Genomic DNA, 20,757 nt, shown 5'->3' with positions numbered 1-20,757 from the left:
GACGCCCGGCCCAAGGAACAAGGAGCATGACATGCTGAAGACCGTCACCATCGCGCTGAGCGCCGCTGCCGCCACCGTCGCGATCCCCGCTGCTGCCCAGGCGCAATCCTACGGCCATTATCCGTCGTACGGCTACCAGTCGCCCTATTACGGGCAGCGTTACGGCCAACCTTATTATGGCCAGCGCACCTATAATCAGCGCTATTATGGCCAGCGCGCGTACAACCAGGGCTATTACGGCAACTACCGCTGCAAGAGCGGCACCACCGGTGCCATCGTCGGCGGTGCGGCAGGCGCGCTTGCCGGCCGCGAAATCGAGCGGCAGAGCCGCAACGGTTATTACTATGGAAATCGCGGCAGCGGCACGACCGGAGCGATCATCGGCGGCGTCGTCGGTGCTCTGGTGGGTCGCGAGATTACCCGCACCTGCTAAGCGGCCCATGACAGGGTCCGAGTGGACGGGGCCGGCACTGCGCCGGCCCCGTCTTTTTTTCGCGCAAAGCCACGCGAAAGCAGTATAGGGGCGCCGATATCGAAGGAGTGGATGCGTGTTCAAAGGCTTGAAGCCTATCGTGTATGGCGGCCGCGAAGTTTGGCCGCTGGTCGAAGGCGGCAAGGGCGTGTCGGCCACCAACCACATGAGTTCGGGTGCGTGGGCGGCCGCTGGCGGCATCGGCACCGTCAGCGCGGTCAACGCCGACAGCTATGATCCCGAGGGCCGCATCATCCCGCAGGTCTACAGGGCGCTGACCCGGCGCGAGCGCCACGAAGAACTGATTCAGTACGCGATCGACGGCGCGGTGGCGCAGGTGAAGCGCGCCTTCGAAGTGGCCGGCGGCAAGGGCGCCATCAACATCAACGTGCTGTGGGAAATGGGTGGCGCGCAGCGCGTGTTGCAGGGCGTCCTGGAACGCACCAAGGGCATGGTCACGGGTGTCACGTGCGGTGCCGGCATGCCGTACAAACTGTCCGAAATCGCGGCGGAGCACGGCGTGCAGTACCTGCCGATCGTGTCGTCGGGCCGCGCCTTCCGCGCCCTCTGGAAACGCGCCTATTCGAAGGTCGCCGAGCTGCTTGGCGCCGTGGTTTATGAAGACCCGTGGCTTGCCGGCGGCCATAACGGCCTCAGCAATGCGGAGGACCCGCGCGCGCCTCAGGACCCTTATCCGCGCGTCAAAGAACTGCGCGCCGTGATGCGTGAAGGCGGGATTGCCGACAGCGTTCCGATCGTCATGGCGGGCGGCGTGTGGCGTCTCGACGAGTGGAACGACTGGATCGACAACCCGGAACTGGGCCAGATCATGTTCCAGTTCGGAACCCGGCCGCTTCTGACCCAGGAAAGCCCGATCCCGCCGGAATGGAAGGCGCGGCTGATGACGCTGGAGGAAGGCGACGTCCTGCTGCACAAATTCTCGCCGACCGGCTTCTATTCGTCGGCGGTCCGCAACCCGTTCCTGCGAGCGCTCGAGGCGCGCTCGCATCGCCAGATCGCCTACACCAAGGACGAGATCGGCGATCATGCCTTCCAGCTGGATGTCGGGGTCAACAACCGCAAGAATTACTGGGTGACCAAGGGCGACCTGCAGCACGCGCGCGAATGGCACGCGGCGGGTTATACCGAAGCAATGAAGACCCCCGACGACACGCTGATCTTCGTGACGCCCGAAGAACAGGCGATGATCCGCAAGGACCAGGCCGACTGCATGGGCTGCCTGTCGCAGTGCAGCTTCTCGTCATGGGCGGACAATGAGAAGAATTCGACCGGCCGGCTCGCCGACCCGCGTAGCTTCTGCATCCAGAAGACGCTGCAGGACATCGCCCATGGCGGCGACGTCGAACAGAACCTGATGTTCGCCGGCCACGCCGCGTTCCGCTTCAAGACCGATCCTTTCTATTCGAACGGGTTCGTGCCGACCGTGAAGCAGCTCGTCGATCGCATCCTGACGGGCGCGTGATGCGGAGGGCCGTTGCCGCCGCGGTGCTGCTCAGCCTGGCGGCCACCGCCAGCGCGCAGGACAAGAAGCCGCCTTACTGGGCCTCGATCGCCAGTGGCGAGGCGATGATGCGCACCGGGCCGGGCCGCAACTACCCCGGCATCTGGCTCTACAAGCGCCGCGACCTGCCGGTCCGCGTCGTCCAGACCTATCCCAACTGGCGCAAGATCGAGGATCCCGACGGCGCGCAGGGGTGGATGCTGGTGTCGCTGCTTTCCGCCCGCCGCACCGCCATCATTCGCGCCGGTGAGCCGCGCAACGTCCGCACCAAGCCGGACGACAGCGCGCCGGTCCGTTACCGGGTCGAAGCGGGCGTAGTCGGCCGCCTCGACCATTGTGACGGCCGCTATTGCCACATCCAGATGGGCAAGCGGGAAGGCTATATCGCCCAGACCGATCTGTGGGGTCTGGGCGAGGGCGAGGTCTTCGAGGACTAGGCCAGCTCGACCGCGACCGCGGTCGCTTCGCCGCCGCCGATGCACAGCGAAGCGACGCCGCGCTTCAAACCCTTGTGCTTCAGCGCATTGACCAGCGTGACCAGGATGCGCGTGCCGCTGGCTCCGATCGGGTGACCGAGCGCGGTCGCGCCGCCGTGGACGTTGATCTTGTCGTGGGCGATGCCGAGATCCTTCATCGCGAACATCGCGACGCAGGCGAAGGCTTCGTTGACTTCCCACAGGTCGACGTCGCCGACGCTCCAGCCGGCCTTCTTCAGCACCTTTTCGATCGCCCCGACCGGAGCGATGGTGAAGTCCGCCGGCTCACGGGCATGGGCGGCGCTGGCGACGATGCGGGCGACGGGTTTCAGGCCCTTGGCCTCGGCGTCCGACTGGCGGGCGAGGACCACCGCGGCGGCGCCGTCGCTGATCGAGCTCGAGGTGGCGGCGGTGATGGTGCCGTCCTTGGCGAAGGCGGGCTTGAGGCTGGGGATTTTGTCCGGCCGGCCACGGCCGGGCGCTTCGTCGGTGTCCACCACGGTCTCGCCGCCACGCCCCTGGATGGTCACCGCGACGATTTCATCCTTGAACGCGCCGCTGTCGATCGCGCCCTTGGCCCGCGACAGGCTCTCGATCGAGAAAGCGTCCATGTCCTCGCGGGTCAGCTGATACTGGTTGGCGGTATCCTGGGCGAAGGTGCCCATCGCGCGGCCGGCGTCGTAGGCGTCTTCCAGGCCGTCGAGGAACATATGGTCGTAGGCCGTGTCATGGCCGATGCGCGCTCCGCTGCGGTGCTTCTTGAGCAGGTAGGGGGCGTTGGTCATCGATTCCATGCCGCCGGCGACGATCAGGTCGGCGTTGCCCGCCTTCAGCGCCTCTTCGGCCATGATCACCGTCTGCATCCCCGATCCGCACACCTTGTTGACGGTCGTTGCCTGAACCGATTTGGGCAGGCCGGCCTTGATCGCCGCCTGGCGCGCGGGGGCCTGGCCAAGGCCGGCGGGAAGCACGCAGCCCATGTAAATCCGGTCGATCTCCGCCGCGTCGACCCCGGCCCGCTCCACCGCTGCCTTGACCGCGGTCGCGCCGAGGTCGGTCGCGGAAACGTCGGCCAGCGCGCCCTGCATCGAGCCCATCGGCGTGCGGGCGGTGGAAAGGATGACGATGGGATCGGTGGCCATGGCGATGCGCTCCTGGAATCTCGTTGTTGCAGGTGCACATAGGCCCGGCGGGGCGACGATTCAAACCCCGCCGATTTGCCGATTGCGGAAGCGCCGGAGTAGGCATAGCCTCGCCTCATGACCCCACGCCGAAGCCGACTGATCCTCGCCGTCGCCCTCGCAACGTTCGCTGCCGCCGCCGGCGTCGCCAACGGGCAGGCACCGGCGCCGGCGCCCGCCCAGCCGGCGGCGTTCAAGAACCTCAAGGTCTTCCCGGCCGACATCCCGCGCGACCGGTTGATCGACTCGATGAAGCGGATCAGCGCGTCGCTCGGCGTCAAATGCACCCATTGCCACGTCGGGGTCGAAGGCAAGCGCGAGACGATCGACTTCGCCTCCGACGCCAAGCGCGAAAAGCTGGTGGCGCGGTCGATGATGGTGATGACCAAGCACATCAACGACAAGGAATTCTCGGTGACCGATCCGGCCCAGCCGAAGGTGACCTGCTTTACCTGTCATCGCGGCGCCGCGAAGCCGCTGACCGCGCCGCCCGCCTGACCTTGTTTGCGCTGGCTCGCCTCTGCTAGGCGCCCAGCCAAATAGGAGAGCAGAATTGACCGACATGCCCGGCCTCGACTTCGGCCTTGGCGAGATGGCCGACACCATCCGCGAATCGACCGAGCGTTTCGCCCGCGAGCAGATCCAGCCGATCGCCGCCGAGATCGACGAGAAGGACCGCTTTCCGATCGAGCTGTGGCCGCAGATGGGCGAGCTCGGCCTTCACGGCATCACGGTCGAGGAGGAGTGGGGCGGTCTCGGCCTCGGCTACCTCGAACATGTCGTCGCGCAGGAAGAAGTGGCGCGTGCCTCGGCATCGGTCGGGCTTAGCTATGGCGCGCACTCCAACCTGTGCATCAACCAGATCCGCCGCTGGGCCAACGAGGATCAGAAGAAGAAATACCTTCCGAAGCTCATCAGCGGTGAGCATGTCGGCGCTCTGGCAATGAGTGAGGCCAGCGCTGGCAGCGACGTCGTGTCGATGAAGCTGAAGGCGGAAAAGTCGGGCAACGGCTATCGCCTCAACGGCACCAAGTTCTGGATCACCAACGGTGCCTACGCCGACACGCTGGTTGTCTATGCCAAGACCGGCGCCAATGACGATAAACCTTCGCGCGGCATCACCACCTTCCTGATCGAGAAGGGGATGGAGGGCTTCTCCATCGGCCAGAAGATCGACAAGTGCGGCATGCGCGGATCGCCGACCTGCGAGCTGGTGTTCGACGACTGCTTCGTGCCGGCCGAGAACGTCATGGGTCCGGAGAATGGCGGCGTCGGGGTGCTGATGAGCGGCCTTGATTACGAGCGGACCGTTCTGGCGGGGATCCAGCTTGGCATCATGCAGGCCTGCCTCGACGTGGTCGTTCCCTATGTGCGCGATCGCAAGCAGTTCGGGACGCCGATCGGCAGCTTCCAGCTGATGCAGGCCAAGGTCGCCGACATGTACGTCGCGCTCAATTCCGCGCGCGCCTACGTCTATGCGGTGGCCAGGAATTGCGACGCGGGGCGGACCACCCGGTTCGACGCGGCGGGCGCGATCCTGCTGGCTAGCGAAAGTGCCTTCAAGGTGGCGGGCGAGGCGGTCCAGGCGCTGGGCGGCGCCGGCTACACCAAGGACTGGCCGGTCGAACGCTTCATGCGAGACGCCAAGCTGCTCGACATCGGCGCGGGGACGAATGAAATTCGGCGTATGCTAATCGGACGCGAGATTATCGGGGCGTAGGCCTCCGAACAGGCCGCGTCGCCCTTGCCATGTCGTGCAGTGATGCTGCTTAATGCCGCCAACCTCTTGAAGGAGCGGCATGAAGCATCGTTGGATCCTTGGCCTGCTTCCGTTGCTGTCCGCTTGCGAGGCGGCCGACGGTGACGGCCTTCCCGACGAGCGCCATGTCCAGCGGATCGAGCAGCGGCTGGCGGCCAATCCGTGCATTGGCGATCTCCGGCAGTGGGAACGGCTCTACCGTTTTGCCGACCCCGGCGGCTTTTCCGCCTACACTGCGCATCCCAACTTCGATGTGATCGACTTCCACCTTCGCCGCGCCGGTACGACGACGATCACGCCGGGCCGTGTCATCGTACCGCGCGGTGAGCGGCGGGACTGGCCGGACGATCGCTTCGTGCAGTCGATCGATGGCAGCTACAAGATCGGCGAAGATCGGATGACCCTGATCCGCGTTCCCCGATGCCAGCGTCAGGGCAGGACGGTCACCAGCAAATAGGCCGCGAACAGTACAAGGTGGACCGCACCGTGCAGCAAGGTGGTTCGGCCCCGCGCCAGTGACAGCGCGCTGACGAACAAAGTCAGTGCGAGGAGGACGACGCCCTTCTGGTCGAGGCCGAGCGCCAGGGGCAGCCCCAGCATGAATGACGCCACCGTCACCACCGGGATGGTCAGGCCGATGGTGGCCAGCGCCGATCCCAGCGCAAGATTGAGGCTGGTCTGGAGACGGTTGGCGCGCGCCGCTCGGATGGCGGCGACGCTTTCGGGCAGCAGCACGATGGCGGCGATGGCGATCCCGACCAGCGCCCGCGGGGCATTGATGGCCTCCACTGCCGCCTCCAGAGGTTTCGACAGCGACTTCGCCATTAGGACAACCGCGCCCAGCGCCACGACCAGCAGCCAGAAGGATTGCCAGGCCCGGGCGGTCGTCGGCGGTTCGGCATGCGCATCCACGTCGGCCAGCAGGTCGCCCTTGGGCAGGAAATAATCGCGGTTGCCGACGGTCTGGACGAACACGAACGTTAGGTAGAGGAGCAGCGAGAAGCCGGCGACGAACGCCAACTGCGGATAGCTGTAGATCGGGCCCGACACACTCGTCGTGTAATTCGGCAGGACCAGGGTCAGCACCATCAGGGCCGCCAGGGTGCTGAGCGCGGCGGTGGCGCCGGTGCGGGTGAACCGGGCGTGCCGCTGGTGCCGCGCCGCGGCCAGCAGGCAGCAGCCGAGCAGAAAGTTGAGGATTATCATGCCGGCCGCGAAGACGGTGTCGCGGGCCAGCGTCGATTCCGCCTCGCGGTTGACGAGCATCAGCGAAACGATCAGCCCCGCCTCGATGACGGTGACCGCAACCGCCAGGATCAGCGTCCCGAACGGCTCCCCGACACGATGCGCCACGACCTCGGCATGATGGACCGCGCTAAGCACAACGCCGACCAGAATGGCGGCGGTGACCAGCGGCGACGCGAGACCCGCCCAGCCGAGCAGGACCACGGCCCAGCCGATGAACGGCGCGGCCAGGTTGGCGCCCCGAAACGTCGATTCCATACCAATCACCTCCTGACGACGTGATGCCTTCCCATCGATAGGCGGGGTAGCACAACCGGAATGTCGGCGGTGCGGGAGGAGGGAGGCCTTTTACTTAAGCGCGAGCCGGACCCGAAACGAGGACGGCTGGGATATAGGCCGAAGCCATGCTAAGTCAGTCCCATCGCTCTCCTTGGCGTAGGCTCGTGAGCGACTGAGAGACATTTGTGCTCCCGCCGATCGTGAGCGAGGCCCCATGTCCGACTTTCTTCATTCCGTACGCTTCGAGTCCTTCGGCAAGTTCGCCAATGGTCTTCCTTGGACGAAGTCCTGCGTGATATCTGCACCGCCTTCGAGCATCATGTTCCTGGTACGACCGCTGGCGTGACCATCCTCGACCGAACCGCGCAGCTTTTCGAGCACGCCATCTTTCCGTCGCTTCCCCGGAGTATGCGGCAGCCCTCCAGGGAATCGTCGTCAAGGACAAACCCGGCTCCTGCGCTCTCGCCGTTTTCGAAGGGCAGACCGTCGTCGTGGAGGATGTGTCGAGCGACGAGCGATTCAGCGCGCTCTGGAAATCCCTTGGTGCTTCTCATAGGCTGAGGTCGTTGGTCTCCATCCCGGCGTTTCATCGGGACGGCATCACGTTGGGAACCTTCGTCGTTGCCTGGCAACCGGAAGCCCCCTGAGCGACGATCAGATGCGACTTGCCGAGGAGTTCGCGACCCTTTGTGCGCTGGCGCTCACGTTCCGCCGCACGCAACTGAAACACGAACTTCTCGTCGGCGAATTGCAGCACCGCATGCGGAACATGTTCAGCACGATCGGCGCGGTCGTGTACTCGACGCTGAAAGCGCATCCTGAACCGGCCATCTTCCGCAAGGTCTTCGACGGCCGCCTCCTTGCGTTCTCCCGGGCTCATTCGCTGGCGCTCGAAACCGGAACGCCCGATTTGCGAAGCCTGCTTGTCGACACGTTGGCTCCCTACTCCATCGATCACGAGGTCACGATCGAGGGGCCGCAGCTGATCCTCAGCCAGGAAGCGGCTGTCGCCTTCAGTCTGGCCGCCCATGAACTTGCGACCAATGCAGCGAAGTATGGCGCCTTGTCGCGTGACGGTGGGTGCGTTCGCATCAGCTGGATGCTTGCGAATGATGATGCGCCATCATTCGAACTCAACTGGAACCAGACGGGCGGCCCGGAAGTGCAGAGCCCCGAACGAAAAGGCTATGGCCAAAAGACGCTGAAGCGCAGCCTGTCTGCCGCGTTCGACGGGGCCATTGACCTGACCTACGATCCGGGCGGCCTGATGTGCCGCGTCAAAGCGCCTTACACGCCGCGGCTCGGGACGCGAGCGATGTGACCGCCCATCGCATCCGGGCCCGGTTACGGGCCTGATGCGGAAGCGGTCGCAGATTTCCAAAGCAGAGAGATAAAAACGGCGCGGAGGCATTGCTCCGCGCCGCTTTTCTTGCGTCGGGCCGTCGGCCGGCTGTCGCGGTCTTCGCCTAGCGACGCGGCTCGCGCCGCGCCGTTAGTCTCGGCCGCTACGGCTTACCCCCACACCTTCACGCGCTTTTCGGGCGCGAGGTACAGCTTGTCGCCCGGCTGGACGTTGAACGCGCTGTACCAGGCGTCGATGTTACGGACGGTCTGGGCGCGGTATTGACCCGGGGCGTGGCCGTCGGTGGCGATGCGGGCCTTCAGCGCCTCGTCGCGCATCTTGGTCGCCCAAGTCTGCGCGTAGGCGATGAAGAAACGTTGGTCGCCGGTGAAGCCGTCGATGACCGGCGCTTCCTTGCCGCCAAGCGAATGCTTGTAAGCGTCATAGGCCGCCTGCAGGCCGGCGACATCGGCGATGTTCTCGCCCAGCGTCAGCTTGCCGTTGACCTTGACGCCCGGGAACGGCTCGTAGGTGTCGTACTGCTCGGCGAGCGCCTTGCCGGCGGCCTCGAATTTGGCGAAATCGGCCGGGGTCCACCAGTTGCGCATGTTGCCGGTGCTGTCGAACGCGGCGCCATTGTTGTCGAAGCTGTGGCTGATCTCGTGACCGATCACCGCGCCGATCGCCCCATAGTTGTAGGCTGGGTCGGCCGAGGCGTTGTAGAACGGCGGCTGCAGGATCGCGGCCGGGAAGTTCATCGCGTTCTGGACCGGCAGGTTGACCGCGTTGACCAGCTGCGCCGGCATCCACCATTCCAGCTTGTCCATCGGCTTGCCGATCTTGGCGATCTGCCGCTTGTAACGGTCGAGCTCGGCTGCCTTGGCGTTGGCGTAGGCGTCGGTCGGGCTGACGTTGAACGACGAATAGTCGGCCCACTTTTCGGGGTAACCGATGCCGGCGCCCATCGTTTCAATCTTCTTGACCGCTTCCGCCTTGGTCGAATCCGCCATCCAGTCGATGCTTTGGACGCGGGTGGCGAAGGCCTGCTTGATCTCGTCGACCATGCGCGTGATGTCGGCCTTCGACGAGGCCGGGAAGACCTTCTCGACATAGGCTTTGCCCACCGCATCCTCGAGCGCGTTCGAAGTGGCGTTGAGGGCGCGGACGTCGCGGGGGCGTTGCGCCTTCTGGCCGCTCAGCGCCTGTCCGTTGAAGGCGAAGCTGGCGTCGCGGATCGCGGCGGGCAAGACGGAGGCGCGCTGGTTGAGCGTGTGGAACGTCAGCCAGTCCTTCCACGCATCCAGCGGCTGCGAGGCGACCAGCGCCGACAGCTTGGGAATCGCACCGGCGTGATAGGCCTGGAACTTGGGCGCGTTCTGAAGCTGGGCAGCCGTCAGCAGCGCGTTCCAGTCGATCCCCGGTGCCTTGCTGTCGAGGTCGGCGCGGGTCCACACTTGCGCGCCCTGCTTGAAGTCCTCGCTGATTTCGCGGGCGACATGGGCCTGGGCGATCTTGGTCTCGAGCGCGATGATGCGGTCGGCGGCGGCCTTCGGGTCGGCCGAGCCGGCTTCCTTCATCACGGTTTCGACATAGGTGCGGTACTTGCCGCGAAGCTCGGCATTGTCGGCGCCCAGGTAGTATTCCCGCTCCGGCATGCCGAGGCCGCCCTGCATCAGGTAGGGAATGGTCTCGCCCGGGGTGTTGAGGCCCTGGCTGACGAAGATGCCGAACAGGTTGCCGGTTTCATAATTGGTGGCGTTCAGCGGATCGGTGTCGGCGCGGAGTGTCGAGCCGATGACACGCGACAGCGAGGTCTTGTCGTTGATCGCGGCGATGGCATCGAGGTCGGCCCTGGCGGGCGCAAGGCCGGCCTTGTCGATCGCGTCGGTGTTCAGATAGGCGTTGTAGAAATCCTTGATCTTGGCTTCGTTGGAGCCGGCGGCATGATCGGCCTTCAGGATTTCGTCGAACAGCGCCTTGGTGTCGGCTTCGCGCTTCTGGTCGGCGATAAGGAAGCCGCCGATCGAGCTGCGATCGTCGGGGATAGGAGTGTTCTTCACCCAGCTGCCGTTGGCGTAGGAGAAGAAGTCGTCGCCCGGCTTCACCGACTTGTCCATCGCGGCGAGGTTGATGCCCGACGCGGTGCCTGGCTGGACTTGTTCGGTGGCGGTGGTCGGACCCTGCTTGCAGGCGACCGCGCCCAGCGCGAGGCACGCGCTGCTCAGCAGGACGATAATGGTCTTGTTCGAGGTCATGGACGTCTCCTGATGTCGTTGCCGCGAGTCGCTGCGCCGGAAGCGCGACCTTTGCAAGTGGGATTGGGGACGCTAGGCGCGGTCCGGGCCTTATGTTTCGACGAACGGGGATAACACGCGGATGAGCGCACCGAGGCTTGAGTCGAAGATCGACTTGTCGAGCGACGCGGCCCGGGCGCGGGCGTCGCACAATCGCGGCCTTGCCGAAAAGCTGCGTGCCGATGTCGCGGCGGCCGCGCAGGGCGGCAACGAAAAGAGCCGCGAGCGGCATGTGTCGCGCGGCAAGCTGCTGCCGCGCGAGCGGGTGGAGCGGCTGCTCGATCCGGGCGCGCCTTTCCTTGAGATTGGACAGCTGGCGGCGTGCGACCTGTACGACGGCGAGGTGCCGGGCGCAGGGATGATCGCGGGAATTGGCCGGGTCAGCGGGCGGCAGGTGATGATCGTCGCCAACGACGCCACGGTGAAGGGCGGCACCTATTACCCGATGACGGTCAAGAAGCACCTCCGGGCGCAGGAAATCGCGCGGGAAAACCGCTTGCCGTGCATCTACCTGGTCGACAGCGGCGGCGCCAACCTTCCGCACCAGGCCGAGGTGTTCCCGGACCGCGAGCATTTCGGCCGGATCTTCTTCAACCAGGCGCAGATGTCGTCGCTCGGCATCCCGCAGATTGCCTGCGTGATGGGCAGCTGCACCGCCGGCGGCGCCTATGTCCCGGCGATGAGCGACGAGAGCGTCATCGTGCGGAACCAAGGCACCATCTTTCTCGCCGGACCGCCGCTGGTGAAGGCGGCGACGGGCGAGGTGATCAGCGCCGAGGATTTGGGCGGCGGCGACCTCCATGCGCGCAAGTCGGGCGTGGTTGACCACCTTGCCGAGAATGACGAACATGCGCTGACCATCGTTCGCGACATCGTGTCGCACCTAGGGGACGAGGCGGGGGCGGGCATCGCGTTCCGCGAGCCGAAGCCGCCGCGGTTCGACCCGGAAGAGCTTTATTCGATCATCCCCGAGGACGTTCGGGCGCCTTACGACGTGCACGAAGTCATCGCGCGCATCGTCGACGGCAGCGAGTTCCACGAGTTCAAGGCGCTGTACGGGCCGAGCCTGGTGTGCGGCTTCGCCCATATCTGGGGGATGCCGGTGGCGATCCTGGCCAACAACGGCGTGCTGTTCAGCGAAAGCGCGGTGAAGGGCGCGCACTTCATTGAACTGGCCTGTCAGCGGCGAATCCCGCTTCTGTTCCTGCAGAATATCAGCGGCTTCATGGTTGGCGGGAAGTATGAAGCGGAGGGGATCGCCAAGCATGGCGCCAAGCTGGTCACCGCCGTCGCCACCGCGACCGTGCCCAAGATCACGGTGCTGATCGGTGGCAGCTTCGGCGCCGGCAATTACGGCATGTGTGGCCGCGCCTATGGTCCGCGCTTCCTGTTTACCTGGCCCAATAGCCGCATCAGCGTGATGGGCGGCGAGCAGGCCGCGTCGGTCCTCGCCACCGTCCACCGCGATGCGGACAGCTGGACGCCGGAGCAAGCCGAGGCCTTCAAGCAGCCGATCCGCGACGATTACGAGGCGCAGGGCAACCCGTGGCACGCGACCGCGCGGCTGTGGGACGACGGCATCATCGACCCGGCGCAAACCCGCGACGTGCTGGGCCTCGCCTTTGCCGCCACGCTGAACGCGCCGATCCCCGACCGGCCGCAGTTCGGCGTGTTCAGGATGTGATGATGATCAAGGATTTATTGCGCACCGACTGGACCCGCGCCGAGATTGCCGCGCTGTTCGATCTTCCATTCACGGACCTCGTGTTCCGGGCGGGCGAGGTTCATCGCGCCCATCATTCGTCGGTCGAGGTGCAGTTGTGCACGCTCTTGTCGATCAAGACCGGCGGGTGTCCGGAAGACTGCGGCTATTGCTCGCAGAGCGCGCACGCCAGCACCGGCCTGAAGGCCGAGAAGCTGATGGACGTGGACGCGGTTCTGGCCGCGGCCGCCGAGGCCAGGGCTGCGGGGTCACAGCGCTTCTGCATGGGGGCGGCGTGGCGCGAGCCGAAGGACCGCGACATGGCCGCGGTGTGCGACATGGTCGCCGGCGTGAAGGCGATGGGCCTGGAGACCTGCATGACGCTGGGCATGCTGACGGGTGATCAGGCCCGGGCGCTGAAGGCGGCGGGTCTCGACTATTACAACCATAACATCGACACGAGCCCTGAACATTACGGCGACATCATCACGACACGGACGTTCCAGGAACGGCTCGATACGTTGGACGAAGTGCGTAAGGCGGGCATGGCGGTGTGCTGCGGCGGCATCGTCGGAATGGGCGAGAACCGTGACGACCGCGTCGGCTTCATCCACGCGCTGGCGACTCTGCCAAGGCATCCCGAAAGCGTGCCGGTGAACGCGCTGGTGCCGATCAAGGGCACGGTACTGGGCGACATGCTGGACGGTGAAAAGCTGATCGACGACATCGAATTCGTGCGCACCGTCGCCGTGGCGAGGATCACGATGCCGCGCAGCATGGTGCGGCTGTCGGCCGGGCGCGAGAGCATGTCGGAATCGACCCAAGCCCTGTGTTTCCTCGCCGGCGCCAACAGCATCTTCACCGGCGAGAAATTGCTGACCGCGGGCAACGCCGGCGGCAGCGCCGACGCGGCGATGTTTGCCAAGCTGGGATTGAAGCCGATGGAAGCGGAAGAGCCGATGCGGGCGATGGTGGCGGCATGATCCAGTCATTACTCATCGCCAACCGGGGCGAGATTGCTTGTCGCATCATCCGCACAGCGCGCGAGATGGGTATCCGCACGGTGGCGGTCTACTCGGACGCCGATGCCAAGGCACTGCATGTGCGCTTGGCGGACGAGGCGGTGCATATCGGGCCGTCGGCGGCGCGCGAAAGCTACCTCATCGGCGACAAGATCATTGCCGCCGCGAAGGAAGCTGGGGCCGAGGCGATTCACCCGGGCTATGGCTTCCTGTCCGAAAATGCGGGGTTCGCGCAGAGCGTGATCGACGCCGGGCTCGTGTGGGTCGGGCCGAAGCCTGCAAGCATCACCGCGATGGGCCTGAAGGATGCCGCCAAGCAGCTGATGGCGGAAGCGGGGGTGCCGGTGACGCCCGGTTATATGGGCGAGAACCAGGAGCCGGCGTTCCTGGCCGAGCAGGCGGGACTGATCGGATATCCGGTATTGATCAAGGCGGTCGCGGGCGGCGGCGGCAAGGGAATGCGCAAGGTCGACCGGCCGGAGGATTTCCTCGACTCGCTGGAAAGCTGTCAGCGCGAGGCGGCGTCGAGCTTCGGCAACGACATCGTCCTGATTGAAAAATGGATCGAAAGCCCGCGCCATATCGAGGTGCAGGTGTTCGGGGACAGCTACGGCAATGTCGTCCACCTGTTCGAGCGCGATTGCTCGTTGCAGCGGCGCCACCAGAAGGTGATCGAGGAAGCACCGGCGCCGGGAATAAATGAGGCGACGCGTGAAGCGGTGTGCGGCGCGGCGGTACGCGCGGCGCAGGCGGTGCATTACGAGGGCGCGGGACGATCGAGTTCATCGCCGACGCGTCCGAAGGCCTACGCGCCGACCGCATATGGTTCATGGAAATGAACACCCGCCTTCAGGTCGAGCATCCGGTGACCGAGGAGATCACCGGCGTCGACCTGGTCGAATGGCAATTGCGGGTGGCAAGCGGCGAGCCGCTGCCGATGGCGCAGGACGAACTGTCGATCGACGGTTGGGCGATGGAAGCGCGGCTCTATGCCGAGGACCCGGCCAAGGGTTTCCTTCCTTCAATTGGGACGCTGGAACTCGCGGACTTCCCCGACGAGGTATTGCGGGTGGAAACCGGGGTCGAGCAGGACGACGAGATCAGCCCTTATTACGACCCGATGATCGCTAAGTTGGTATCGCGCGGCGAGGACCGTGACAAGGCGATGATGAATCTGGCGGCGGGGCTGCTCGGCCTGCGCGTCTGGCCGGTAAAAACCAACGCCGCCTTTCTTCTGTCCTGCTTGCAGAACTCCCACTTCCGGAGCGGAGACGTCACAACCGGCCTGATCGCGCAGGAAGGCGACGCGCTGACCGCCGCGCCGGAAATGTCCGACAATGAGTGGGCGATCGGTGCCCTGCAACTGTTCGCGCCCTATTATGCACAAGGCGAGACCGGCGGCCCGTGGTCGCGGGAATACGGCTTCCGCTTGAACGCGCCTTCGCAGGCCCGAATCACGATCCAGCACGGCGGCGAACGGCGGACGATGATGCTGGAAGAATGCGTCACCGCCAGCGGATTCAGCGCGCCTGTCGATGGCGGTGCGCTGGTCTTCGTCGACGCGCAACCGTTCCTGTTCACCCTGCCGAGCTTTTCGGCCGGTGGCGCGGCGCAGGGAGACGGCGCCATCATCGCGCCGATGCCGGGAAAGGTCACCAGCGTCGAGATCTCGACCGGTGAAAAGGTTGCCAAGGGTCAACGTTTGCTGACCCTCGAAGCGATGAAGATGGAGCATGGCCTGACGGCGCCGTTCGACGGCGTGGTCACCGAACTGAATGCTGTTGAGGGCGCGCAGGTCCAGGTGGACGCGATGTTGGCAAGAATCGAAAAGGACGAGGCATGAAGATCGACGGAGTAGCGGCAGTCGTCACCGGCGGCGCATCGGGGCTGGGCGAAGCGACCGCGCGGGCGCTCGCCGCCAAGGGAGCCAAGGTGGCGGTATTCGACCGCGACGCCGAAAAGGGTGAAAAGGTCGCCGCGGAGATCGGCGGCATATTCTGCGAAGTCGACGTGACCAGCGACGAGAAAGTCGCGACGGCGTTCGAGAAGGCTCGCGCGGCGCACGGGCAGGAGCGGATTCTGGTCAACTGCGCCGGGGTCGCCAACGCGGTGAAGACGGTCGGCAAGGACAAGGCGACCGGCGAGCTCAAGCGCTATCCGATGCACCAGTTCGAGTTGGCGATCGGCATCAACCTGGTCGGCACGTTCCGCTGCATCAGCCATTCGGCCTACGGCATGGTCCAGGCCGACCCGTTGGAGGATGGCGAGCGCGGGGTCATCATCAACACCGCCTCGGTCGCAGCGCAGGACGGGCAGATCGGTCAGGCGGCCTACACCGCGTCAAAGGCCGGCGTGCTGGGCATGGCGCTGCCGATCGCTCGCGACCTGATGAATGACGGCGTGCGGGTCAACACCATCCTGCCGGGCATCTTCAAGACGCCGATGATGGCGATGATGCCTCAGCAGGTGCAGGATGCGCTGGCGGCGCAGGTGCCGTTCCCAAAGCGGCTCGGCACCGCCGAGGAATATGGCAAGCTGGCGGTCTTCATCGTCGAGAATGTCTACCTCAATGCGGAAAGCATCCGCCTCGACGGCGGCATCCGGATGGCGCCCCGTTGATTTTTGGCCCCTCAAACGCCGGGCGCGGCGCATCCGCGCCGATTTTCGAATGACGTCCGAGGAGGCGCTGCTCGAGGCGTGCGTCGTCGCGGCGCGTGCCGCGGGCGCGGAAATACTGAAGCTGGTCGCGGCCGGGTTCGAGGTCGAACACAAGGCCGACGAAAGCCCGGTGACGGTGTGCGACCGCGCGGCCGAGCACATCATCCTCAAGGCGCTTTCCGACGCCGCGCCGGATGTCCCGGTGATTGCCGAGGAAGAGGTCGCGGCGGGGCGGATCCCGGCGCACGGCGATACCTATTTTTTGGTCGATCCGCTGGACGGCACCAAGGAATTCGTGCGCGGCGGTGACGATTATACCGTCAATATCGGCCTGATCGTCGGCGGATCGCCGCGGCTGGGCGTGGTCTATCAGCCGGCCACCGATCGTCTGTGGGGCGGCCTCGTCGGCAGCGGTGCCTTTGTCGAGGACCGGGGCCAGCGGCGAACGATCGCGGTCAGGGCGAGGCGGGAAGGGACGTGTCCGGATGCGGTGGCGTCCAAGTCGCACCTGACCCAGGCGACGGTCGATTACCTGGAGCAGGCCGTGGGCGAATGCGGCTTCGTCTCGGTCGGGTCGAGCCTCAAGTTCTGCATCCTCGCGGAAGGGCGGGCCGACATCTATCCGCGCCTGTCGCCGACCAGCGAGTGGGACACTGCGGCGGGCCACGCGGTCCTGTTGGCGGCGGGCGGCCGTGTCGACGGGCTCGACGGGACAGCGCTGCCCTATGGCAAGCCGGCCTTCCTCAATCGCGGGTTCGTCGCGACTGCTGGCTGGCAGGCGCCCGCCATCGGCCCCTATATGGTCGAGTTCGGCGGCGGCGGGGAAATCCCCCAGGGCGTCTGACCGCCGTCGGCCATTTCCGCGAGCGTGCGGAACAACTCGATCCAATCCGGATGATCGTGAGTCACGTCGGCAACGTGGAGATGTGCCAATGTCTCGCGGGCAAGCTGGATCTGGGCGAGCAGCATCGCAATCTCCGGGCAGTCGGTCGCCGCCTTGCCCAGCCGCCGTGTCGAAATCTCCGCGTCCATGAGTGACCGCTCAAGGCTGCGCAGCCAAAGCAGCCGCTCGGCGGTTGGGCCGGCACCTCGGGAGTCCCTGTCGTCGGTCATGGCGCAACGTTACGCTCGCGGCCGTTAAGCTGGTCTCGCCGATTGGTCCGTTTCGGACGCTGTTCGCGCTGGCCAATCGTTCGGCAATGGCTCTAAGTGCCTCCTGCTCGGTTCAAACTCTCGCCAAGGCGAATGTTATGGATTCGAGCGTTTCCTATCTTGCCCCCCAATTTGGCGCCGCGACGCTTGACCAGCGCGCGCCCGTCCTGATCGCCGCCTCCAGCGAGGCAGCGCAGCGTCGCGCCGCGGCGACCGTCGAAGCTGCCGGTTATCGAAGTGTTTCGGTGCCGATCGAGCAAGCGCTCGACCGGCTGGCGCTGCAGGCGGCGGCGAGCGCGTTGTGGGTCGAAGTGGATCGTGACGGCGGCGACGCGCTCGACCGGTTGCTTGACCGCGCCAATAGCGAAGCGGCCTCGGGTCGGATGCCGGCGATCGTCGCCGCGCCAGGCGCACTGATCGATCCGGTCGTCGCGAAGATGGCCGACGGAACGACTCAATTGCTTATCGATGCCGACGAGGGCGAGCGGGCGGCAGCGCTGGCGGTCGCCACCGCATGGCGGCGCCACGGTGCGTCGATGCTCAATGATGTGTCGAGCGAGCCGTCGTCGGCGCGACTTCGCCAATTGTCGGACGAGGTGGGCCGGATCGCGGCGACGCTGGCACGGCTGTCGTCGGGCGTCGGCACCTCCGCCACGGTCGAGCGGCCGGCGCCGACCAGCGCGACCGGTGCGCTTCCCGAATTGAGCGGCGAGACGGTGAGGAGCGTCATCCGGGCCCGGCGACTGCGTGCGAAATTCCTTGACCCCGAATTGTTCGCGGATCCGGCTTGGGACATGCTGCTCGACCTTCTCGCGGCCGAGATCGCGCAACATCGCGTGCCGGTGTCGTCGCTGTGCATCGCGGCGGCGGTGCCGCCGACGACCGCGCTTCGTTGGATCAAGACGATGACCGACAACGGCCTGTTCCTGCGCCGCGCCGATCCGCATGACGGCCGGCGCATTTTCGTCGAACTGGCCCCCGCCGCGAGCGAGGCCATGCGCCGCTATTTCGCGGAGGTGCGGCCCCAGGTAGCGGTGTGATTGCGGAAGGATGGTGGGCGCTGACGGGCTCGAACCGCCGACCCTCTCGGTGTAAACGAGATGCTCTACCAACTGAGCTAAGCGCCCGCGGGCGGCGCCTTGCCACGGCGGGGACGGCTTGCCAACCCCGCCGTACTTGCGTCACCAGACCGGTTTGAGGCCGCAGTAGCGGTAGGTTGTGCCGCCCATGGCGAATCGGGTCGGGCTGGCGATGGTGAGGACGTTCGGTCCGCCCTCGATCGGGCCGCCACTCTGATTGTCGCGGCATTCTTCGCGCAGCGTGTAGACGTTGCCCTTGCGGGTCATCGACTTGATCGTGCAACTGGCCTGGGCAACCCCTATGCCACTCTTTCTGCCCCAGTAGTTCACCATATAGGCGTTCGCGGCACCCTTGCAGGCGACGTTGGTCGGGACGAAGATGCCGTTCTTCAGCGGCAGAAGATCAGCGGTCGCAGCGCTTGTCGAAGCGAAGATGCCGATGAACATTCCGAGACTTGTTCTGGTGCGCATGGAAGGACCTTTCGCGAGGGGAGACGCGACGCACCGGCGCGACTCACCAGCCGCGGCGATCGAAGCGTAACACGCGCCGGCTTCTCGCTACAGCGACCGCACAAGCTTCACCGCCAATGCTGCCCAGGTAGGATCGGCAACCACACTTTGGCGGCCGCCGGCGCCGGGGGGAAGGATGTGCAGCTTACCGTCCTCCCGGCCGATAAGGCGGCCGAACAGGAACCGGCCGGCAGGGCGGGGGACGAGCACGTCGCGGTTGAGCGCCCGGCCGAAGTCCTCGGGCTCGATCCGCTCACACCAGATTTCGTCGCCAGCGCGGTAATCGCCGACGCTGGCCGACACCGTCATCGCCACCATCGTCGGCCCGGCCTTGGGCGGCACGACCAGCCCGGCGCGGCGCGGCGCAGTGGCGGTGCCATTCGAGCCAAGGACTGCGGCGACGTGAAGCTCGCTGCGGTCGGGCGATTCGACAAGGTCCGAGGCCTCGACCCCAAGCGCGGTCGCGATGCGGTTGAGCCAGCCCACCGATACGGTGCGCATCCCGGTCTCCAGCCGGCCGATGGTCTGCGGCGTAGTCGGCGGCTCGCATTTCCTCGCGACGTCGTCCAGGGTCATATTGCGGGCCCGGCGAACTTCCCGGATGCGGGTGATCATAGATGGCTCCTAACCAAAGCGGTTTTTTTTACTGTCCTACAGATTCTCCATTGTGGCAAGCGACAGGCAATTATATACTTGACAAAGCAAGGACTAGGGAGCATTTAACCAACATGGACGACATTCTCGCACCCCGCTTCATCGATCCGGTTGCCGCTCGTAAGCACCTGGAAGCGCTTCGTTGGCCGGATGGCGCGGAATGCCCGCACTGCGGTTTGATCGATGCGACCCCCTTGAAGGGGAAGAAGCACCGTGAGGGTGTCTATCAGTGCAACAAGTGCCGTGAGCAGTTCACTGTCACCGTCGGCACCGTGTTCGAGCGCTCGAAAATCCCGTTGAACAAGTGGTTGCTCGCCACCCACCTGCTTTGTGCGTCCAAGAAGGGCATGAGCGCCGCTCAGATCCAACGTATGCTCGGTGTCACCTACAAGACCGCTTGGTTCATGATGCACCGCATTCGCGAAGCCATGACCCCCACCGACCCCGCGCCGCTGGGCGGCCCCGACAAGTTCGTTGAGAGCGACGAAGCCTTTATCGGCGGCAAGAAGAAGCGCCGCCTGTCAGGCAAGGTCGCTCCGGCGAAAAAGGTTGTCACTCTAGTGGAGCGTGGCGGGGCTGCCCGCTCGTTCCACATCACCCACGTTGACCATACGAACATTCGCGCTGCGCTTGTCACGAACGCTCATCGTTCGTCGCATCTGCGCACCGACGATGCCCGTTTCTACCTGCGCATCGGCCAAGAGTTCGCCAGCCACGAAACCACGCTGCACTCGAACCGTGAGTTCTCACGCGGCAATGGCAACCACTCGAACAATGCCGAGAACTATTTCTCGATCCTCAAGCGCGGCGTTGTCGGCACCTACCACCATTGGAGCGCGACCCACATCCACCGCTACCTTGCCGAGTTCGATTTCCGTTACTCGACCAAGGATGTCAGCGATCGTGAGCGCTCTGACGAAGCCCTGAAGGGCATTGGTGGCAAACGCCTCACCTATCGGCGGACTGACAAGCTCGCAGCCTAATTACCTTGTGCCGTTCGTCATTGGCGAGCGCCGTAAAAGGTGGACCGATTAAGCGGCTTCCAGCGTCGGAATCTTCTTGAGCTCATCCGCCAAGCGAGTCTCGCTTTGCCGAAGGTCATAAGCCTGCTGGAGATTCATCCACATTTCGGGAGCGGTGCCGGTCAGCTTGCCAATCTTGCACGCCATGTCCGAAGTAACGGCCTGATCGCCATTCATGATGGCGTACAGGGTCGTGCGGGACGTGCCGAGCAGACGAGCAAACTCCGCCATAGGCTTATTCAACGCAGGGAACACGTCCTCGCGCAGAAACTCACCAGGATGCGCAGGTGCCAAGCCCGCCAGCAGATTGTTGGTCATCTCTTCCTCTCGTAACAAGCAGCTGCTTGCTAGGGATAAAGTGTAACCTTTGGCTTAACATGTCAACCCT

The 20,757-nt window shown here is 65.2% G+C and carries 22 protein-coding genes, 1 tRNA gene and 1 pseudogene; 15 read left to right on the top strand and 9 right to left on the bottom strand.

What is annotated here, in order from left to right; translation table 11 throughout:
* Positions 1–31: 31 nt before the first annotated feature.
* From H9L12_RS07300 to H9L12_RS07290, 3 genes are all read left to right on the top strand, one after another.
* Positions 32–433: a glycine zipper 2TM domain-containing protein gene (locus tag H9L12_RS07300; RefSeq protein ID WP_187541184.1), complete on the top strand. Its 402-nt coding sequence runs from the start codon at positions 32–34 to the stop codon at positions 431–433.
* Between the two features lie 115 nt (positions 434–548).
* A complete protein-coding gene (locus tag H9L12_RS07295; protein ID WP_187541183.1) occupies positions 549–1,955 on the top strand; it encodes an NAD(P)H-dependent flavin oxidoreductase in 1,407 nt (468 codons plus the stop codon).
* A complete protein-coding gene (locus H9L12_RS07290) occupies positions 1,955–2,431 on the top strand; it encodes an SH3 domain-containing protein (RefSeq protein ID WP_187541182.1) in 477 nt (158 codons plus the stop codon). The genes H9L12_RS07295 and H9L12_RS07290 overlap by 1 nt, the downstream gene beginning before the upstream one ends.
* Here H9L12_RS07290 and H9L12_RS07285 read toward each other — a convergent pair.
* Positions 2,428–3,612 carry a thiolase family protein gene (locus tag H9L12_RS07285; protein ID WP_187541181.1) on the bottom strand — a complete coding sequence of 395 codons (1,185 nt, stop codon included), beginning with the start codon at positions 3,610–3,612 and terminating at the stop codon, positions 2,428–2,430. The genes H9L12_RS07290 and H9L12_RS07285 overlap by 4 nt on opposite strands.
* Before the next feature lie 117 nt (positions 3,613–3,729).
* Between H9L12_RS07285 and H9L12_RS07280 the strand changes: the two genes are divergently transcribed.
* The 3 genes from H9L12_RS07280 (at position 3,730) to H9L12_RS07270 (ending at position 5,867) form a co-directional block, all read left to right on the top strand.
* The gene (locus tag H9L12_RS07280) at positions 3,730–4,149 is read left to right on the top strand and encodes a c-type cytochrome (RefSeq protein WP_187541180.1); all 420 of its coding nucleotides are present in this window, start codon (positions 3,730–3,732) and stop codon (positions 4,147–4,149) included.
* A 64-nt stretch (positions 4,150–4,213) separates the two neighbouring features.
* On the top strand, positions 4,214–5,371 hold the full coding sequence (locus H9L12_RS07275) for an isovaleryl-CoA dehydrogenase (protein ID WP_187543205.1): 1,158 nt from the start codon (positions 4,214–4,216) through the stop codon (positions 5,369–5,371).
* A 79-nt stretch (positions 5,372–5,450) separates the two neighbouring features.
* A complete protein-coding gene (locus H9L12_RS07270; RefSeq protein WP_187541179.1) occupies positions 5,451–5,867 on the top strand; it encodes a hypothetical protein in 417 nt (138 codons plus the stop codon).
* On the opposite strand, the gene H9L12_RS07265 is transcribed toward H9L12_RS07270, so the two are convergent.
* Together H9L12_RS07265 and H9L12_RS07260 are read right to left on the bottom strand one after the other, a co-directional pair.
* Positions 5,840–6,913 (bottom strand): calcium:cation antiporter, encoded by a 1,074-nt coding sequence (locus tag H9L12_RS07265; RefSeq protein ID WP_187541178.1) that lies wholly within the window; start codon positions 6,911–6,913, stop codon positions 5,840–5,842. The two genes, H9L12_RS07270 and H9L12_RS07265, sit on opposite strands and share 28 nt — an antisense overlap.
* A gap of 249 nt (positions 6,914–7,162) precedes the next feature.
* The gene (locus H9L12_RS07260; RefSeq protein ID WP_187541177.1) at positions 7,163–7,315 is read right to left on the bottom strand and encodes a hypothetical protein; all 153 of its coding nucleotides are present in this window, start codon (positions 7,313–7,315) and stop codon (positions 7,163–7,165) included.
* Between the two features lie 47 nt (positions 7,316–7,362).
* Here H9L12_RS07260 and H9L12_RS14440 point away from each other — a divergent pair, with 47 nt between their 5' ends.
* Both H9L12_RS14440 and H9L12_RS07255 read left to right on the top strand, forming a co-directional pair.
* Positions 7,363–7,581: a GAF domain-containing protein gene (locus H9L12_RS14440; RefSeq protein WP_425506819.1), complete on the top strand. Its 219-nt coding sequence runs from the start codon at positions 7,363–7,365 to the stop codon at positions 7,579–7,581.
* An 11-nt stretch (positions 7,582–7,592) separates the two neighbouring features.
* On the top strand, positions 7,593–8,255 hold the full coding sequence (locus tag H9L12_RS07255; protein ID WP_187541176.1) for a sensor histidine kinase: 663 nt from the start codon (positions 7,593–7,595) through the stop codon (positions 8,253–8,255).
* 191 nt (positions 8,256–8,446) lie between these two features.
* On the opposite strand, the gene H9L12_RS07250 is transcribed toward H9L12_RS07255, so the two are convergent.
* Positions 8,447–10,531, bottom strand: a complete 2,085-nt coding sequence (locus tag H9L12_RS07250) for a M13 family metallopeptidase (protein WP_187541175.1) — start codon at positions 10,529–10,531, stop codon at positions 8,447–8,449.
* A 121-nt stretch (positions 10,532–10,652) separates the two neighbouring features.
* On the opposite strand from H9L12_RS07250, the gene H9L12_RS07245 reads away from it, so the two are divergent.
* From H9L12_RS07245 to cysQ, 5 genes and pseudogenes are all read left to right on the top strand, one after another.
* Positions 10,653–12,254 (top strand): carboxyl transferase domain-containing protein, encoded by a 1,602-nt coding sequence (locus H9L12_RS07245; RefSeq protein WP_187541174.1) that lies wholly within the window; start codon positions 10,653–10,655, stop codon positions 12,252–12,254.
* Positions 12,255–12,256: 2 nt separating this feature from the next.
* Entirely contained in the window at positions 12,257–13,255 is a 999-nt protein-coding gene (bioB, locus tag H9L12_RS07240; protein WP_425506766.1) for a biotin synthase BioB, read from the top strand.
* Positions 13,252–15,137, top strand: a pseudogene (locus H9L12_RS07235) (ATP-binding protein). The gene bioB and the pseudogene H9L12_RS07235 overlap by 4 nt, the downstream one beginning before the upstream one ends.
* Entirely contained in the window at positions 15,134–15,913 is a 780-nt protein-coding gene (locus H9L12_RS07230) for an SDR family NAD(P)-dependent oxidoreductase (RefSeq protein WP_187541172.1), read from the top strand. Before H9L12_RS07235 ends, H9L12_RS07230 begins: the two are co-directional and overlap by 4 nt.
* Before the next feature lie 49 nt (positions 15,914–15,962).
* Entirely contained in the window at positions 15,963–16,796 is an 834-nt protein-coding gene (gene cysQ, locus H9L12_RS07225) for a 3'(2'),5'-bisphosphate nucleotidase CysQ (protein WP_187541171.1), read from the top strand.
* Here cysQ and H9L12_RS07220 read toward each other — a convergent pair.
* Positions 16,748–17,065 carry a hypothetical protein gene (locus tag H9L12_RS07220; RefSeq protein WP_187541170.1) on the bottom strand — a complete coding sequence of 106 codons (318 nt, stop codon included), beginning with the start codon at positions 17,063–17,065 and terminating at the stop codon, positions 16,748–16,750. The two genes, cysQ and H9L12_RS07220, sit on opposite strands and share 49 nt — an antisense overlap.
* A gap of 137 nt (positions 17,066–17,202) precedes the next feature.
* Between H9L12_RS07220 and H9L12_RS07215 the strand changes: the two genes are divergently transcribed.
* Entirely contained in the window at positions 17,203–18,144 is a 942-nt protein-coding gene (locus tag H9L12_RS07215; protein ID WP_187541169.1) for a MarR family winged helix-turn-helix transcriptional regulator, read from the top strand.
* Positions 18,145–18,155: 11 nt separating this feature from the next.
* Here the strand turns inward: H9L12_RS07215 and H9L12_RS07210 are convergent.
* The 3 genes from H9L12_RS07210 to H9L12_RS07200 form a co-directional block, all read right to left on the bottom strand.
* Positions 18,156–18,231: transfer RNA gene (locus H9L12_RS07210), tRNA-Val, on the bottom strand.
* Positions 18,232–18,285: 54 nt separating this feature from the next.
* Positions 18,286–18,654, bottom strand: a complete 369-nt coding sequence (locus H9L12_RS07205) for a hypothetical protein (RefSeq protein ID WP_187541168.1) — start codon at positions 18,652–18,654, stop codon at positions 18,286–18,288.
* Positions 18,655–18,741: 87 nt separating this feature from the next.
* Positions 18,742–19,308, bottom strand: coding sequence for a helix-turn-helix domain-containing protein (locus H9L12_RS07200; protein ID WP_187541167.1), 567 nt, complete (start codon positions 19,306–19,308; stop codon positions 18,742–18,744).
* A gap of 113 nt (positions 19,309–19,421) precedes the next feature.
* Here H9L12_RS07200 and H9L12_RS07195 point away from each other — a divergent pair, with 113 nt between their 5' ends.
* Positions 19,422–20,330 carry an IS1595 family transposase gene (locus H9L12_RS07195; RefSeq protein WP_187541166.1) on the top strand — a complete coding sequence of 303 codons (909 nt, stop codon included), beginning with the start codon at positions 19,422–19,424 and terminating at the stop codon, positions 20,328–20,330.
* 48 nt (positions 20,331–20,378) lie between these two features.
* On the opposite strand, the gene H9L12_RS07190 is transcribed toward H9L12_RS07195, so the two are convergent.
* The gene (locus H9L12_RS07190; RefSeq protein WP_187541165.1) at positions 20,379–20,687 is read right to left on the bottom strand and encodes a HigA family addiction module antitoxin; all 309 of its coding nucleotides are present in this window, start codon (positions 20,685–20,687) and stop codon (positions 20,379–20,381) included.
* Positions 20,688–20,757: the final 70 nt, after the last annotated feature.

This window comes from Sphingomonas rhizophila (assembly GCF_014396585.1).
GTDB lineage: Bacteria > Pseudomonadota > Alphaproteobacteria > Sphingomonadales > Sphingomonadaceae > Sphingomicrobium > Sphingomicrobium rhizophilum.
Note: the sequence above shows the minus strand (reverse complement) of the source record. Positions and strands in the feature narration are given on the sequence as shown.